Origin of the sequence: Rhodohalobacter sp. 614A (assembly GCF_021462415.1) — a bacterium.
Taxonomy (GTDB): domain Bacteria; phylum Bacteroidota; class Rhodothermia; order Balneolales; family Balneolaceae; genus Rhodohalobacter.
In genome coordinates this window covers 1,408,492-1,425,315 of record NZ_JAKEDS010000001.1, presented here as the reverse complement: position 1 = coordinate 1,425,315, position 16,824 = coordinate 1,408,492, and the positions used below count along the sequence as shown (strand labels likewise).

General features: G+C 43.5%; 18 protein-coding genes. 3 read left to right on the top strand and 15 right to left on the bottom strand.

Annotated elements, in window-relative coordinates:
• Positions 1-77: 77 nt before the first annotated feature.
• A complete protein-coding gene (locus L0B18_RS05715; RefSeq protein ID WP_234569545.1) occupies positions 78-2,756 on the top strand; it encodes a hypothetical protein in 2,679 nt (892 codons plus the stop codon).
• Between the two features lie 12 nt (positions 2,757-2,768).
• Here the strand turns inward: L0B18_RS05715 and L0B18_RS05710 are convergent, their stop codons facing one another.
• From L0B18_RS05710 to L0B18_RS05655, 12 genes are all read right to left on the bottom strand, one after another.
• Positions 2,769-3,674 carry a TIGR01777 family oxidoreductase gene (locus tag L0B18_RS05710; protein WP_234569542.1) on the bottom strand — a complete coding sequence of 302 codons (906 nt, stop codon included), beginning with the start codon at positions 3,672-3,674 and terminating at the stop codon, positions 2,769-2,771.
• A 47-nt stretch (positions 3,675-3,721) separates the two neighbouring features.
• Entirely contained in the window at positions 3,722-4,522 is an 801-nt protein-coding gene (locus L0B18_RS05705) for a phosphatidate cytidylyltransferase (protein WP_234569539.1), read from the bottom strand.
• Entirely contained in the window at positions 4,519-4,806 is a 288-nt protein-coding gene (locus tag L0B18_RS05700; RefSeq protein WP_234569536.1) for a DUF2007 domain-containing protein, read from the bottom strand. The genes L0B18_RS05705 and L0B18_RS05700 overlap by 4 nt, the downstream gene beginning before the upstream one ends.
• Positions 4,807-4,818: 12 nt before the next feature.
• Entirely contained in the window at positions 4,819-5,745 is a 927-nt protein-coding gene (locus L0B18_RS05695; protein WP_234569534.1) for a CPBP family intramembrane glutamic endopeptidase, read from the bottom strand.
• Positions 5,746-5,754: 9 nt separating this feature from the next.
• The gene (locus L0B18_RS05690) at positions 5,755-6,333 is read right to left on the bottom strand and encodes a DUF4199 domain-containing protein (RefSeq protein ID WP_234569531.1); all 579 of its coding nucleotides are present in this window, start codon (positions 6,331-6,333) and stop codon (positions 5,755-5,757) included.
• A gap of 2 nt (positions 6,334-6,335) precedes the next feature.
• Entirely contained in the window at positions 6,336-6,782 is a 447-nt protein-coding gene (locus L0B18_RS05685; protein ID WP_234569528.1) for a DUF2085 domain-containing protein, read from the bottom strand.
• 6 nt (positions 6,783-6,788) lie between these two features.
• Positions 6,789-7,223, bottom strand: coding sequence for an acyl-CoA thioesterase (locus tag L0B18_RS05680; RefSeq protein ID WP_234569526.1), 435 nt, complete (start codon positions 7,221-7,223; stop codon positions 6,789-6,791).
• An 8-nt stretch (positions 7,224-7,231) separates the two neighbouring features.
• On the bottom strand, positions 7,232-8,194 hold the full coding sequence (locus tag L0B18_RS05675) for an acetyl-CoA carboxylase carboxyltransferase subunit alpha (protein ID WP_370647530.1): 963 nt from the start codon (positions 8,192-8,194) through the stop codon (positions 7,232-7,234).
• Between the two features lie 113 nt (positions 8,195-8,307).
• On the bottom strand, positions 8,308-8,643 hold the full coding sequence (gldC, locus tag L0B18_RS05670; RefSeq protein ID WP_234569520.1) for a gliding motility protein GldC: 336 nt from the start codon (positions 8,641-8,643) through the stop codon (positions 8,308-8,310).
• Positions 8,636-9,655, bottom strand: coding sequence for an RluA family pseudouridine synthase (locus L0B18_RS05665; RefSeq protein ID WP_234569517.1), 1,020 nt, complete (start codon positions 9,653-9,655; stop codon positions 8,636-8,638). Before L0B18_RS05665 ends, gldC begins: the two co-directional genes overlap by 8 nt.
• Positions 9,656-9,899: 244 nt before the next feature.
• Positions 9,900-11,108 carry a S1C family serine protease gene (locus L0B18_RS05660; RefSeq protein ID WP_234569515.1) on the bottom strand — a complete coding sequence of 403 codons (1,209 nt, stop codon included), beginning with the start codon at positions 11,106-11,108 and terminating at the stop codon, positions 9,900-9,902.
• The gene (locus L0B18_RS05655) at positions 11,086-12,078 is read right to left on the bottom strand and encodes a DHH family phosphoesterase (RefSeq protein ID WP_234569512.1); all 993 of its coding nucleotides are present in this window, start codon (positions 12,076-12,078) and stop codon (positions 11,086-11,088) included. The genes L0B18_RS05660 and L0B18_RS05655 overlap by 23 nt, the downstream gene beginning before the upstream one ends.
• Positions 12,079-12,442: 364 nt before the next feature.
• Here L0B18_RS05655 and L0B18_RS05650 point away from each other — a divergent pair, with 364 nt between their 5' ends.
• Together L0B18_RS05650 and L0B18_RS05645 are read left to right on the top strand one after the other, a co-directional pair.
• Entirely contained in the window at positions 12,443-13,057 is a 615-nt protein-coding gene (locus L0B18_RS05650; RefSeq protein ID WP_234569508.1) for a thiamine diphosphokinase, read from the top strand.
• 11 nt (positions 13,058-13,068) lie between these two features.
• On the top strand, positions 13,069-14,469 hold the full coding sequence (locus tag L0B18_RS05645; protein WP_234569490.1) for a sodium:solute symporter family protein: 1,401 nt from the start codon (positions 13,069-13,071) through the stop codon (positions 14,467-14,469).
• A gap of 26 nt (positions 14,470-14,495) precedes the next feature.
• Here L0B18_RS05645 and L0B18_RS05640 read toward each other — a convergent pair whose 3' ends face one another.
• The 3 genes from L0B18_RS05640 to L0B18_RS05630 are packed head-to-tail and all read right to left on the bottom strand — an operon-like array spanning position 14,496 to position 16,757.
• A complete protein-coding gene (locus tag L0B18_RS05640) occupies positions 14,496-14,780 on the bottom strand; it encodes a hypothetical protein (protein WP_234569487.1) in 285 nt (94 codons plus the stop codon).
• Between the two features lie 11 nt (positions 14,781-14,791).
• A complete protein-coding gene (gene tsaE, locus L0B18_RS05635; protein ID WP_234569484.1) occupies positions 14,792-15,205 on the bottom strand; it encodes a tRNA (adenosine(37)-N6)-threonylcarbamoyltransferase complex ATPase subunit type 1 TsaE in 414 nt (137 codons plus the stop codon).
• A gap of 1 nt (position 15,206) precedes the next feature.
• Positions 15,207-16,757, bottom strand: coding sequence for a response regulator (locus L0B18_RS05630; protein ID WP_234569468.1), 1,551 nt, complete (start codon positions 16,755-16,757; stop codon positions 15,207-15,209).
• Positions 16,758-16,824: the final 67 nt, after the last annotated feature.

The following is a 16,824-nucleotide window of genomic DNA, read 5'->3' as shown; positions in this document are numbered from 1 at the left end:
ATTTGGAACAAATCCGGCTTAGCACAATTAAGCTATGGTAATAACCCATCCCTAACAAACATATTATTTGATCTACGGTGGCTTTTAAAAAAAATCTGACATCAGCTTTTTTAAGTTTTGCTCTTCTTTTTACAGTCTTCTTCTCCGCCTGTACAAACCGATCTGCTGATCATTGGTCTGATTTTGTTCCTCAGTCCACCTTTTTTGTAATCATTCCTGAGGCCAACAGTTCTGTAGCACAAGTTCTTTCCAATCCCATAATGCCACTGATGGATGATATAACTCCATCTGTCATGCAATTGGTCACAACCATCCAAAGTCATAGTTCAAATCCAATAATGGTGAACGCACTTCTGCTCCATCCCAGCAGTTCCAGCAATTGGGAACCTGTTTGGATCACCCAATCTGTTGATGGTTTGCCGGGGATATTAACCGGATCTTATCAAAGAGAATATGAGCAGAATCAATATGAGTTCAAGGGATTTACCATTGAAAAGCTCTTTATTGGTGATCGCACTGTATTTATGGCAACCTTGGGAAACTGGACCCTTTATTCTGAATCCAGCATTTCAATAGAAAGTTGTATCCGAAGCCTGATTGGCTCAGAAGAAAAGATGAATTTGTCTGACGAACAATTGAATGCGGGCGCCATCATCATGAATACAGAAAGCATGGACAGTTGGTCGCAGCAATTTACGCAGGTCATGTACCGCCCCTTTTTAGATGGGATATTCAAAGGTGCTTCGCCGATCGTGTTAAACCAAGGCGAAAATACTGGTGAATGGGAATGGCAACTTCAAGGCACGATGCAGCTTCAGGACAGTACATCTTCTTTTGTCAAATATCTTACACAGCCCGCCTCGGCATTTTCGCTGGATCGGTTTATCCCGACCAATGCTGCCGGGTTTAGCATATTTCGAACAAATCAGCAAGTTCTTTCAACTTCTGAAGATACAGAGTTCGACCTGGAAATCGACCAATACATACAGTCTCATCAAAATGTATGGCATACCATTCATCAAGGTTTGGGGACCGAAGTTGCATTCGTTTCATTCGCCAATTCCGGCCCGGCCAGTTCAAGCGAATATCTTTTCCTTCGAACGGTCAATAATACCTCTGGCATACAGTCTTCGCTCAATACGCTTGCCGGCGAAGAGCTATTGGTTCGAGATGAGAACACATACTCTGTAAACAGCAAACTGTTGGGCAAGTTGATGGGTTCAGACGTCTTCCCAATCGAAGATTTTTATGTCACGGTGTATGAGAATGTGTTAGCCATTTCACAAAGAAAAGGACTGGCAGAAAGTGTTGGCGGTGACGCGGCACGGCGGCGGGTTATGTATTATGATAACGGATATTCTTCCATACGAGATGCCTTACCCCAGCCACTAAGTTCTATTCACTACATAAATACTACCGATTTTGGAACCTACATCCAGCCGTGGCTTGCTCCCCAAAACTATGCCGGCAACCTCCTGAGCAACCTTAATGAGTTTGTAATTACAACCCGCCTTGAACAGGGATCTGATGTGATTGATGTTCGGTTTACTTCATTCCAGCAAGAAGCAGAACAAGAACCCTATACCGAACAATGGGTGTTCCCGCTTGGTGGAGCTGAAATTAGCGGCACCCCCGTATTAGCTGATTTAACCGGCAGTGCAAGAAATGAGGTGATTTTCTCAACAGAAAATGGATATGTGTATGCTCTTGCAACCGATGGCACCGTTATTCTCCAGGCATCAACCGGAGAGGACGTGCCAATGGGTCCGCCGGTTGTGTATGATTGGTATGGCAACAATCAAAACATCATTATGCAGGCAGCCGGAAATAAAGTATATGCATGGAATCAAAACGGCGCAATTCTTCCAAATTTCCCCATTCTTCTTGATGAAAATATCACAACACCGTTAACGATTACCGACATTACAGGAAATGGTGTGGCGGAAATCATTGTCGCAACTGCCGACCGGAATATGCACATATTGAATGCCAGAGGACGGGCCATATCTGGCTGGCCGCAAGCCACAAATTCTGTTGTGGAATCCAAACCATTGATTGCTGAAATTGACAATCAACAATCGTTGTTTGCATTCTCTGAAAACACGTTACATGCCTGGGAGATAAACGGAGAACTCCGTACAAACTATCCCGTTTTTCTTACCGCACAGATGCAGGGAGCTCCTCACAATTATGAGAATCATATTCTTGGTTCCGGGCTGGATGGAAATCTTTACAGCGTAGGAACGACTCCATTGTTTGCCGATTCACTTTCAAACATTGTATCGGCAGATTTCCTTGCCATTCAATCATTACAGGTCTCCAACAGCAGCCTGAATACAACACCTTCTCATCATGAAGTTTTGATGACTACAGAAGACGAAAGTTTTGAACGGCGCATGCTCATTCTTCTCCAAACAGCAAACGGATCCGTTTTCTTGTATAATGATTCCGGTCAGCTTCACTTTACGGAGTCGATGGGGCAGCCGTCATCTGCCAACTATCCTCCCTCCGTTTTGGATATCAACGGAGATCAACGGGATGATATCGTCGCACTGGCTGATTTCGGGCGCTTGTATGCCTGGGATATTTTGAGCGGTCAGCGCCACAATGAACTCCCGACATCGGGAATGACCTATCCTGTAATCAGTGATTTTCTTGGGAATGGTAAGCAGGAAATTATTGCGCAAACACGAGAAGGCCTTCAGTGCTGGACCATTCATTACACCGTAAGAGAGAGTACCGAATCGGTTGATTAAATGTAGCAATACTCAAAAAATATCAGCAAGGGCTTCTTCCACATCTTCAAACTGAAACTCAAACCCTGAAATTTGAAGTACTTTTGGCTGAACATTCAGGCTGGATAATGCAGGATCTGCCGCTTCCCCCAGAACTGTTTTCATCACAAATTCAGGCACCCGAAAAAAAGATGGGCGGTTCAACACATTGCCCATTGCATCAGACAGATGATTGATTGTTACAGGCTCTGGTGCACAAAGGTTATAGGGGCCGGACAACTCTTCATTTTCCATTGGATAGATCAACCCGCGGCAAGCATCGTTCATATGAATCCAGGGGAGATATTGTTTTCCATCACCCAGAGGGCCACCCACAAAAAACAAGAATGGCAGCTTCATCATCTGTAAAAACCCTCCATCCTTTTCAAAAACAATTCCAATCCGGGGGGTTACAACCCTGATGCCAAGGCTTGATGCTTTTTGTGCTTCTTCTTCCCATTGGATACAGATTCGTGCCAGAAAATCATTTGCCGGTTCGGTAGATTCATCCAAAACTGTATCTCCCTGGTCGCCATAAATTCCTACGGCAGAAATGGATACAAACAATTCCGGTTTTGAAGAAGCTTGCCCCATCGCATCTACAAGTTGCCTCGTGGATTCTATCCTGCTGTTATAGATTGATTTCTTTACGCTGTCGGTCCATCGTTTACCAAACAGGCTTTCTCCGGCAAGATTGTAAACAACATCTGCCTCTTCCATGGCCTCAGATAAATCATCGCCCCAGTCAATGTATCGCAGATTTTTTGATTGTTCATCGGAGTATTTTTCAGGTGAGCGGGTAATGATGGAGAGAAAATGGCCTTGTTTTAAAAGCTCGGCACTCAAATAAGTGCCTACAAAGCCGGTTCCGCCTGATATTATGATCTTTTTTGTGTCCATGTGATAGAAACATATTTGCCCGAAAAATCAATCCGGGAAACAAGAAATTAGAGAATCAGATAATAGAGAAAATAGATGAAGGGAGCTGAAAGAATCATGGAGTCGAAACGGTCAAAAAAACCACCGTGTCCGGGCAGCAAAGTGGAGGAATCTTTGACATTGGCCAATCGTTTTAACCGGCTGGCGGCAATATCTCCAATCGGCCCCAAGGTTCCGATAAAAATAACCGTCGGCAAAATGGCCTGGATTGAAAGCGGAAAGGGATCGGCTATAAAATAGACAATCAAAAAACCTACAGCGGCACCTAAAAAGCCAAACCAGAATCCTTCCACTGTTTTATTGGGACTTATACTTGGAGCCAATTTACGTTTACCAAACCTTTTGCCGCCAAAATATGCGAAAACGTCGTTTCCCCAAATCATTAAAAATAGAGTGAGGACGAGCCAGAATCCGCCTGAGCCCGGCATTAAATCTCGAATAAAAACAATCATCAAAAAACCGGTCGGAGCATAAATTCCACTGAAAAGTGTGGCGAACCACCGCCTCGGAAACTCATGGCGACCATAGACAAATGCCAAGAGTGAAACCAAAATCCCAATTCCGGAAACCATGTACACCGCCCACATTGGAAAATCCGAGAAAAACCATACAAGTATTGCAACCAGAAAAGATAGTGGAAACAGATCTCTGTCGTGTGTGTGCCTTAAAATGCGATGGATCTCCCAAATAGTAAGAATGGTGATGAGTCCGAAAAGAATTTCAAAGGCGAGGCCACCAATCCATGTAATGATTAACATGACGGCAGCACCCGGTACAGCAAATAATACTCTTTTTGTTAATTCACTCAATCTTCTTCGTCCTCATTTGGATCGAAATCAAATTCATCCTCTTGACTATCGAGCTCTGCAAGTGCTTTCCTTGCCTTGGCTTCGAATTCTTTGGGCACATACAGGTAAACCATCGACATCTCGCCAAAATTCAAACTGTAGGAAGAGTCTCTTTTTGACAGAATATTTGATGGTATCTTCAGATTAGAGAGATAATTCTTCGCAAGCTCCACCTCGTACTCCGTACCCCTCTCAAGTACGCACACCCAGTTATTAATTTTGTTAGGTTCTGAACCTCGTAACATGAACCTGAATATTTATTTTAATTGTACTGACTTTTGAAACATCCAGTAAATGATTAATACTGTAAAAAAGATGCTTAATCCCAGCACCCAGAACGGGGGCAGCGTTTCGTAGGTCACCTCCTCAAAAAGCAATTCGGGAAATTGTGATCCAACCAAAACGGCCGCACCGTTGTTTATAAAATGAGCAATAATTGCGGGCCAAATCGTTCCACTGAGCCAGGTCATCAGTGCAAGAATGATTCCCAAAGTGGCTAATGGAAATACATTTCCCAGCTGAATATGAAACAAACCGAAGATTAAACCGGATACGCAAACCGCAACAATGGCACCCCAACTTTTTTCGAAGGCGCGAAAAACATATCCGCGAAAAAGGATCTCTTCGCAAATGGCCGGAATCAAGGCGATGTTGAGAAGACCGAACCAGACAATTCCATCCGTATTCAGAAAATCCTCAATCATTTCGTACTGAGAAACCTGTAAATCGCTAAAGGCATCCGGAATGGGGAGTAATGAATTCAGATATCCCAAATAGATTATAAGCGGTTGTATAACAATGATTAGCAACGCTCCCAGCAACAGGTATTGTACAACCTGGTTATTCCATTGAATTCGTAAAAATGCTCTTTTGCTTTCCCCACCGGTATGTAGCCGGACAATGACAAATGTAGCCAACCCCAAGAACAGAATCTGCCCGACTGAATTGCCGATAAAAAGCAGATCGATATGCTGCGTCAGAGACCCCATCGCATTAGCAGGATCAATATTGCCACCGGTTACCATCACCAAACCGATGAAAACAATTCCCGCCACAATCTGGAATAGAATCAGAACCACAACGAGCCAGATAAGAGCAATAACCCAGTGAGCAAAACCATTTCGTTCTGCCCATGAATGGATGACCGTGGGAGTAAATGTAAAATCTTCAGATGGTTGATTCATTACTGCTGATTAAAATGTCTCTTCTTTCTTCTCGCCAAATATTTTTACACCAATGAGGGCGGTAATTAAATTCATCAGTCCCGTAACGGGAACGCCCCAGAATATTTGCCGCCAGAAAGACTGGCTTGTACCCATCGAATCAGCCATTGCGTCTATCATTTGCTGTTTGCTCTCTTCGGGCATTTCCATGGCTTCAATATTCGCTATGGTGGCATCCATTATTTTGGTTGTGTATTCAGGGTCAAAAACCATGATCCAAAGTTCATTCAGGAAAACACTCACAATTACGATAACAGCCCCTGTTAAAAATCCGATGAGCGCACCCTGGCCTAACGTTAAATATGGGGTTACCTCTTTGGTGAAATGCCAGACGGCAATCATACCGGCAAAAGCAGATACCAGGCATACAACCGTTCCGCTCAGCATCATCGGAGAAAAGAATGAACCGGTTGGTTCGGCATTAATCTGTTGATATCCAAAAAATAGCCCGATTACAAAACTGACCAGACTAAAAATGGCCCCGACAATTCCTACAGATGGCAAATAGTCACTAAATGATAATGGTTGATTATTTTCGTCCTCGTTCATGATTACGCCTTTTTATTTTTGGTTCTGAATAAATCCGATAAAAAAATCGCCACCGCTATTCCAAGAATAAACCCCGATACAACGCGGGTGGCATTTGTATTTTCCCACAATATATGGTTTCCCATATAATCGATGATTTGAAGCATCACTGCAAGAAAAAGAAACCAACTAATCCAATAAATTTTCCGCCACTTTTTGATGATTAACGGCACGAAGAACCAGCCGCTCCATAAGCCGGTAAATATTCCAAAACACCGGCTGTTTACCGCCATCGGCACTCCATTAAACTGGAAAGAACGCTGTGGATTCTGGTGACAAACTCTTTCAAACAACAACCCTGTCCAGTGACCAATGCTTTGTTCGGCTCCCCACAAACCGCCTCCCAAAGATAAGATTACAATAGCGGTAAGACCTGCAAAAAGCAGCCAATAGCTTCTTTTGTTCGTCATAGCATCTCATGTCTTCCGATCCATCAGGTCATTAAAATACTGCGGGGCGCGGCAGGGTTTTCGGGTATCGGCATCCGTAAAACAGAGAGTCACCTGGCCTAAAACATGCGGTTTATCCAGGCGATTGGTAAAAACTCTGTAGAATGTATCGAGCCGGACTGTAGGTTTTTCGAAGACAGTTACTTCAATGGCCATCATCTCATCATAAAAAACCGGGGATTTATATGCTATTTGAGAATAGACAACCGGCAGCATGAATCCGTCTTCTTCCAATTTGGAATAGGAAACACCGAGTGAGCGAATCATTTCGGTTCGCGACACTTCAAAATATTCCAGATATCGCCCGTAATAAACATATCCCATCTGGTCAGTTTCGCCATACCGGCTTCTTAGTTCGTGCTTATACCGAATTATCGGCTCTTTCTCTGGAAACCGGATCATGATGAAATTCAGGCTTTTTGCTTGCCTTCAAGCCAAACACCCATCGCTGCATATTTTTCAATTCGCTGTTCGATGAGTTTATCAGCTTTCATTTTTTTGAGTTTTTTGAGACTCTTGAGAATCTGTTCCTTCACAGCTTCAGCCGATTTCTTATAGTCTCTGTGAGCTCCACCCAAAGGTTCCTCAATCACGCCGTCAATAATTTTCATATCCAAAAGATCTTTGGCCGTGAGTTTGAGGGCTGATGCTGCCTGCTCTTTGTATTCCCACGTTCGCCAGAGAATGGTAGAACAATTTTCGGGAGAAATGACCGAGTACCAGGTATTTTCCATCATGTATAGTTCATTTCCCATCCCGATACCGATTGCACCACCACTCGCACCTTCGCCAATCACAATGGTAATAATCGGCACTTCCAGAACCGCCATCATTTTAAGATTTCGGGCGATGGCCTCTGCCTGTCCCCGCTCTTCGGCTTCTAACCCGGGATAGGCTCCGGGAGTATCCAACAGTGTGATAACTGGAATTCCGAATTTCTCGGCCATTTTCATCAACCGGTAGGCCTTACGATATCCTTCCGGATTGGCCATCCCAAAATTCCGGTATTGACGTGATTTGGTATCTTTTCCTTTTTGATGGCCCATAATCATAACCGATTGGCCGTCAATAGTGGCCAATCCGCCTACCATCGCTTTGTCATCTGAATGAAACCGATCTCCGTGGAGCTCAATAAAATCCTCCGTTATCAGATCAATATAATCCAGCGTATAGGGGCGTTCGGGATGGCGGGCCAGCTGAACTCTTTGCCAGCGGGTTAAATTGCTGAAAATAGATTTTCGCAGCTGATCCGCTTTTTTGCGTAGCCGGTTGATTTCTGGTGTCAAAATTTCATCGCCTACAGAGAGTTCATTCAGTTCATCAATTTTCTTCTCCAATTCTGCAATAGGCTGTTCAAAATCGAGATACTGCATTCCGGTCTCAGGTTTCAAGGTTTAAGGTTCACTGCTTTCTCAAAAACAGGTTTAATATAAGAACAATTCTTATGTAATTTCTTGTCGGGTAGCCGATACTCTTTAATGAGCTTTTACTCAGCTATTTCCATTTTCTCGGCAAAATAGTCGCAAAAATCCCGCATATCGCCGCTGATTCGTGGATCGTTCGTAGAATTTTCGAGTGTATCTGCCATCGTGACCAGCGTTTGATGGAAAAATATTTTCATCTCATCCACAGTCATATCTTTCGTCCACAAATCAAGACGAAGAGTGTCTTTATTGCGATGATCCCAGAGTGAAAGAAGCATGGCACGGCAGATGGCTTCATCAAATCCCTGCAGATCTGTGGCTGACCATTTGATCTCTTCCGGTACATTATTTTCATCCAGAAGAACTTCGATATTTATCTTTTTCGATTTTTCAGACATAATTTGATGTAGGTTTACAATTTTCGCGCAGTTTATCCAGCACTTCCTGGAAATCGGCCGGTAGCGGCGAGTTAAATTCAACAAATTCATCCGTTCCAGGGTGGATAAATCCAAGAGTTTTTGCATGAAGCGCCTGGCGCTCCAGGGTATTGAAAAGGTTTTCAAACATTTTTTTTCTGCTGCCGGTATTGGGGCCGTATCGCACGGAATCTCCGCCGTAGGTTTTATCCCCAAAAACATAGTAACCTGCGTGCTGCATATGAACTCTTATTTGGTGAGTACGTCCCGTTTCCAGGTGAATTTCAAGCAGCGCAAGATGATCAAAACTCTCAATTTTTTTGAAATGGGTAACGGCTGACTTCCCTCCTTCCTCCAAAACCGTCATAATTTTTCGGTCTCTTGGAGAGCGCCCGATGTTTCCTTCAATCGTTCCTTCATCAGGTGGATTTCCCCAAACAATAGCCCAGTATTTCCGTTCGGGTTTTTTCTTGGCAAACTGCCTGGATAGTTTTTGATGCGTCTCATCGGTTTTTGCAACCACAAGCAGTCCGCTGGTATCTTTGTCCAGGCGGTGAACAATTCCGGGGCGCAAAGTCTCTTCATCCGCTTTCGAGAGATTCTGTTGAGTGTAATGAAGCAATCCGTTTACCAGCGTTCCCGTCCAGTTGCCATAGGCGGGATGCACTACCATATCTGCCGTTTTATTTACCAAAAGCAGGTATTCATCCTCATAAACAATGTTCAAATCCATAGCTTCGGGTTTCGCCTCCTGGGGAGGAGGTTTGGGAAGAGAAATCTCAATTTTATCTCCCGGCTGCATAATGTATGACGACTTCTGCTGCTCTCCATTCACCAAAACATACCCATCTTTGATGGCTTTTTGCACCTTGTTCCGGCTGGCATTCTGAACAAAAGAAGTGATGTATTTATCAAGCCGGATGTCTGAGTGCTGCCCCTCAGGAACTTCCAGCAAATACTCCGTTTTTTGAGGATGTTCTTTTTCTATGAGCATATCGTCAAAAATAACAAAAATATAACCACCCAATGAAGAAAGGTTATTTCAAAAAAAATAATTTTTTTCTGTAAGGGTTTTCAAAAATCCGGTTCATACAAGTAGACTATTGATCAAGAAGAAAGATAAACCTTCCACTTTTAAAGAAGGGCATATAAGAAATCAAGAGTTATGAGAAGCCGCAGAATGTTGAATGAATACATTTTGCGGCTTTTTCATTTTGATGATTATCTAAATCAAAATTCTATTCTTCTGAGGCTTTTTGGCGAAGAGACATCTCCGTTTTGTAAAGATTCCCTTCGCGAATCAGTTCAATATGCATTTTTTCACCTTCTTCGTATTCTCGTAAAAGAGCCATGGCGTGCATTCGGCTGGCAACACGCTCCTGCCCGATTCGAACAATAATATCACCCGGCATAATTCCGCACTCGTATGCCGGTCCATCTTTATTTACACTGGTAACCAGAAGTCCGCTTACATATGGCAGCCGATACCTGTACACTAATTGCTCCGTCATGGATGTAAACTCCATTCCGGGATTGTAATCCAAAACTACGCTGCCACTCGTTAATAGCTGTGAAATAATCTTTTCAACCCGATTGCTTGGAATGGCAAATCCCAGACCTACAAACCCAGCACTGGTTCCGCCTGTGTAAATGAACGTGTTAATGCCAATTACTTCGCCATTACTATTTAACAGCGGACCACCGGAATTTCCACGATTGATGGCTGCATCGGTTTGAATCATATCGATGTAAGTGCGGGGATTATTTGGGTCTGGACGAAAATCACGGTTTACCGCGCTCACTACGCCAACCGTTACAGTGGGATTTCCATCATCAAATAACCCGAACGGATTACCCATTGCAATGCTCCATTCACCCACCATAATTTCATCGGAATTGCTCAGTTCTACAAAAGGGAAAACGTGATTCGAATCGATTCGTAAAAGGGCGATATCCGTGAGTTCATCACTGCCAATCAGCTCGGCCTGATACGATTCACCATCCGGAGTGGAAATAGTAATTTCACTGGGATTCCTGCCCACAACATGCTGATTTGTAACTACCAGTCCGTCTTCACTAATCACAAAACCAGATCCCATACTGGTATTTTCGCGCGGAGGTTCGCCAAAAAAGAAACGGAAAAATTCATCCTGTGCATATGTTCTGGCGGGAGACGTAACCACAATACTGACGATGGCAGGACTTGCTTTCTCAACGGCATTTGTAATAGCATTTGCCCGGTTTGCAGAAATCGTTTCAGTGGGAGACTCAAACACACGTTCCGAATCTGGCCGCGTCTCTTCAGAGGAATCTTCCTCAATATACGCGGCCGAAAACGGTTCCTCATCAGGATTCAGGGAAATGCCCGATTCGGCATCAGGATTTGAACAACTCAACAGAACTGCAAAACCTGCAATGATCGTACTATAAAACAGAAGGTGCTTCAATATCTTTGAGTTGTTTAGCGCCAATTTCAATAATTTTTTCGATTGCTTTTTCGCGGGGACCTTCGTGCCAGGCACCAGCAGCTTTTTTGTGTCCGCCGCCGCCTAATTGCCGGGCCCACACATTTACATCAACGGCACTGCGGGAACGAAGACTGATGCGGATGCCCTCGTCATAAAAGTCTTTCACCAGTACGGCTGCTTTAATTTTTGCAATGCTGAGCGGGTAACTGACAAAACCTTCACAATCTGCATTGGTCGTTCCCGTTTCCTCCAACATCTCTTTTGTAACGCTCATCACCGCAATTTGATTATCCTCAAAAAGCTGAATGGTTTCCAGGGCCAAACTGAGAAGCCGCATTTGAGGAAGTGTTTTGTTGGAATAGATGACTTCAATCACCTCATTCGGCCGGAAATTCCCCCGCGCAAGCAAATCAGATACAATGGCAACCGTTCGCGGAGTTACACTTTCAAACTGAAGCGAACCTGTATCTGTAATGATTCCGGTATACAACGCCTTCGCCACCACGGAATCAATCTGATTAGGATCGGACTCTTCATAAAGCCCGTAAATTAATTCGCAGGTTGAAGAGGCATCGTCCACTGAAATTGTAATATCAAACTCATCAGCGGGATTGGGGTGGTGATCAATCATCCACATGGGAACCGATTTTCCTTCAACCCATTCAGAAAACTGCCCGAAACGGTGAATGGCATTTCCATCCACCATAATGAAAAGATCGCATTCATCGAGCTTGGCGTCCGTAGGTTTTTCGATCTCAACGGCTTGAGTCAGCCATTGCAGGTTCAGTGGAATTTCATCGTCATTAAAAGCCGAAACCGTGTACCCGTTTTTTTGCAGCCATTTGCTGATCGCCACCTGCGATCCCAGACAATCACCGTCCGGGCGCACATGAGACAGTACACCGATGTGATTATAATTCTTAATTTTTTCGATAAACTCAGAAAACATATGTTCTCGAACTTAATTCTTTATCGTTATTTTGGTTGAGATTAAAATCATCTCAGAACCAACTTTTTTGATGAATACTGAACAGTCGTCCAGCCAATGTGAGAACGTAGCGATCATAGAAATTTCCATATGAATGATTGCTTTTCAAGCTCACAATGACCGTATATTTAATGGCGAACTAATGATGCATTCACTTTAAATTTCACTTTTTAAAATCGAATTTTCTCGAACGTACAAAAATGAAGTTTCTTTCTTTAGATAGCAAGATTTTTTGACTGGTTTTATCAACCACCCTCAAACAGCTTCCAATTGTCCACAAGGGCTATAATGGATTCTTAACGTTGATTCATCTATAATCATTTGCATGAAAGCAGTTATTCTTTGTGACGGTGACATTCCCCAAAAAAGAATCATTGAGCGGGAAATCTCGGGTTCCGATCTATTCATCGCAGCCGATGGCGGTGCGTATCATGCGCAAAAACTCGGCTTACAGCCGGATGTGATCATCGGAGACCTGGACAGTTATAAAGTTACAGGTACTGAAACGGCTGAAGTTATTCATGATAAAGATCAGGAAACCAACGACTTTGAAAAAGCACTCGCCCACGCATTGAACCGTTCAGCAACTGAAGCTGTAGTATTCGGTGCTACGGGAAAACGGCTGGATCACACCCTGAAAAATCTCTCCGTATTGCTTCAATTTGATGCAAGTTTTAATTCGATTTTGCTAATGGACGACTATGCCGTGATGAAAATGATTCACTCTCCTTTCAAAGAATCTTTTGAACCGGGAACCATTCTCTCTCTTTTTCCACTTTCCGGCAAAGTGGAGGGTATTACAACCAAAGGTCTGAAGTATCCTCTTAAAAATGAAGACCTTGAAAATGGAGTTCGTGACGGAAGTTCCAATGAATCCATCGAAAAAACGGTCGAAATTGAATTCAAAAAAGGAGACCTTCTTCTCCTGATTAACCATTAAATACCCTTCTTTTGAATTCAGATTTTGCATTCTTTGACTGGTTACTTGTAGCGCTCTATTTCTTTTTCCTGATCTGGATTAGCTGGAAAAAGGGCTGGGAATCTGAAGATTCGGAAGAAGAATTCCTTTTGAGCGGACGCAAAGTAACGCTCCCGGCTTTTGTAGCTACATTGGTATCCACCTGGTACGGGGGAATTTTGGGCGTGGGTGAATGGAGTTATCAATTCGGCATTTCGCAATGGCTGATTCTCGGCGCACCATTTTACATTTTTTCGGCCATATTTGCCGTGTATCTCGCCGGTAAAATTCGCCTGAACAAAGCGCTGACCATCCCCGAAGCTATTGCCAATCAATACAGCGAACGAGCCGGGCGAATCAGTGCGCTGCCCATTTTTATTCTCGTCAGTCCGGCTCCATATATTTTGATGCTCGGATTGCTTTTCCAGTTTCTTATTGGAGGCGATGCCCCGTTTCTTTTGTACGCATCTTTGGTGGCTCTTTTTTCTGTCTTTTATATCACAATTGGGGGATTTGGCGCCGTTATCCGAACAGATATTTTGCAGGTTGTTCTCATGTTTACAGGATTTATTGTCTTGTTGATATTTGCAATGGCGCAATTCGGAGGATTTGGCACACTTATCGAATCTCTTCCGGATGGACATATGGACATCACCGGCGGACATTCCCTGCAATATATTCTCGTATGGTTTTTTATTGCACTTTGGACGTTTGTAGACCCAAGTTTTCACCAAAGGGCGGCCGCGGCGGAATCTCCCGAAACGGCAAAAAAAGGAATCTTCTGGTCTATCGCATTCTGGATCGCTTTTGATTTTCTAACTTGTTTTGCCGGCCTTTATGCATATGCTATTTTAGGCGGCGGACTCGAACAACCGGTTTTAGCTTACCCGATCCTGGCGGATGAAATTCTTCCTATTGGTGTAAAGGGGCTGTTCTTTTTATCCCTGCTGGCAACTATCATGTCAACGTTAGACAGTTACCTGTTTATTTCCGGACAAACCCTCGGGCGGGATTATCTTCTCAAATACTTTCCTTCGGTTCGGCCCAACCTTCTAACCCGAATTGGAATCCTGGTCTCAGCTATTCTCGGGATAATTCTCATCATTATCTATCCAAGTGTGATTGATCTGTGGTACGTCATCGGATCTGTATTCATTCCCGGACTATTAATTCCTGTTTTGGGAATTTATCTCAAACCGTTTCAATTTCCAGCTAAAATCGTTTACGCATCTATCATTGGCTGTACTTTGGTTTCTCTTACATGGTTAATTCTTGGAACAGTCCTTCCTCAACCCGGCGGTGGGTATGCTTTTTATAGGATTGAGCCTTTTTATCCCGGACTCTTTTTAGCCATCCTTTTGTGGATCTATGGAAGGCTCAGAATGAGTAAGTAGAAATGGAATCTTTGAAAGCCGATTCTTTATGTTGATTTGAGCAGATGACCCAAATTCAGCTTATGGATAGGAATAATGTACTTTGTGGAAAAAACATCTTTCTGAATTCCAAGCAAACCTGTTCCGCGAAAATCAACCACACAAAAATTTCCTTCAGCGCTGACAACCTCACCAATTCCATAATACTCGGGCGAGGGGCCATAATAAACGAGATCTCCAAGTTGCACGATATTTGATGCTCTCCTGTGATACGGATAGATCACGGGAAGCAGATCCAATCGGTAAGAGAGTCGCCGGTTTCGTGTTGCCATTTTTAAAAATTCTAATGAAAAATAATCTCGCGTTCGGTTTTTCCAATGATGCTAAAGGTAACATGCTTTGAGGAAGGTGGCAATAATTCGGAAATACGATCCGGCCACTCGATTAAGCAAACGCCATCGCCATACAAATATTCTTCCGATCCTATTTCTACTGCTTCTTCAACATGTTCAAGCCGATAGCAATCGAAATGATAAACCGGTAACTCCCCATCATATTCATTGATGATGGTAAAAGTTGGCGATGATACAACATCTCCGGCCAAACCAAGTCCCTGGACAAATCCCCGGACAAATTGTGTTTTTCCTGCGCCCAAATTCCCTTCCAGGCAGATCACATCCCCGGGGTTTACAGTTTTCGCATATTCTTTGGCAATTTGGATCGTCTCTTCCGGAGTGCTGCTCAGAACCGTCTTCATATTACCTGCCGCGGGGTTTCATGGTCACAACCGGCAAAATCATCTCTTCCATAGAGGCGCCGCCATGCTGGAAGGTATCGCGGTATCGATTCTGAAATTTGTTGTAATTATTAGGATACACAAAGAAATAATCTTCCTTGGCAATAATGTATGAATTGGCCGGAGGCTCCACCGGGAGCTGATAGGCGTGGGGTTTATCAATAAAAATAGCGGCGCTGTCCTGCGCACGAAGATTTCTTCCATACTTGTATCGCAAGTTCGTGGCCGCGTCACGATCACCAAATACTTTTGTATCGCGCATAGACCGAACCGAGCCATGGTCAGTTGAAACTACCACCGTCACATCTTCTTTTGCCAGCTCTTTAAACATCCGGAAAAGTGACGAATGCTGAAACCAGGTTTCCGTGAGCGACCGAAAAGCAGAGACATCCGGTGCAAGCTGTTTCAGAACCTCAGAATCAGAACGGCTGTGAACCAGTGTATCCACAAAATTATAAATGATTGCTGAGAGCTGGGTTTGCGTATAGTTGGAAATTTTATCGGCAATTTTATTTCCATCTTCCGGGTTGATGATCTTCTCATATTTCACCTGTTCGGGAAGCCCGTGTCGGTTCAAATATTTCTTTAACAGAGCCTCTTCATTTCTGTTCAGAGACGTTTCATCCTGTCCCATCTCCCACAAATCGGGATAACGGCGCTGGATTTCCAACGGATACAAACCAGAAAAAATGGCGTTTCTTGAAAATGGAGTTGCCGTCGGTAAAATGGAATAATAGAAATCCGTTTTTATTGTAAAATAGTCATTCAGCATTCCCTGGAACAAAAGCCATTGATCGTATCGCATGCAATCAATCAGAAAAAAAACAACCGTTTTGCCAGATTTTAGTTGAGGGAATACCTTCCACTCCAAAAGGTCGGGACTTAAAACAGGATGATCATTATCCTGCGATTTTAACCATCCTTTGTATTCGAGTTTTATGAACTTCCCGAATGCCTGGTTTGCCTGCTGAAACTGATCCTGTAATACTTGCTGTAAACCTTCATCACTCGATTCCAGGTTCAGTTCCCAGTGTGTGAGTTTTTTGTAGATATCAATCCAGTCCTGCCAGCTGGTCTCTTCACTGAACTTGGATGAAAGCTGATTAAAACTCTTCAGATAGGTTTGAGCAGCCTTTTCGTTTTGAATTCTTCGCTTGTCAAGAATCCGTTTGATGGTGAGCAAAATCTGGTTGGGATTCACCGGTTTGATCAGGTAGTCGGAAATTTTATTTCCAATGGCATCTTCCATGATCGATTCTTCCTCACTTTTTGTGATCATGATCACCGGTAGTGAAGGCTGAATTTGCTGAATCTGTTCGAGTGTGGCCAGACCGTCCATTCCCGGCATCTGCTCATCCAGAAAAACAATATCAAATGGCCGCGATTTGATTAAAGAAACCGCATCTTCCCCATTTGTAACGGGAGTAATTTCAAATCCTTTATTTTGAAGAAAGATGATATGAGCTTTTAACTGGTCAATTTCATCGTCGGCCCATAAAATTTTGTTAGACATCTTGATACCCTGCTTGCTTTTGTGAGTTTAAAAAATAACGAAACAGGGTCGGTATAAAAACAGCATT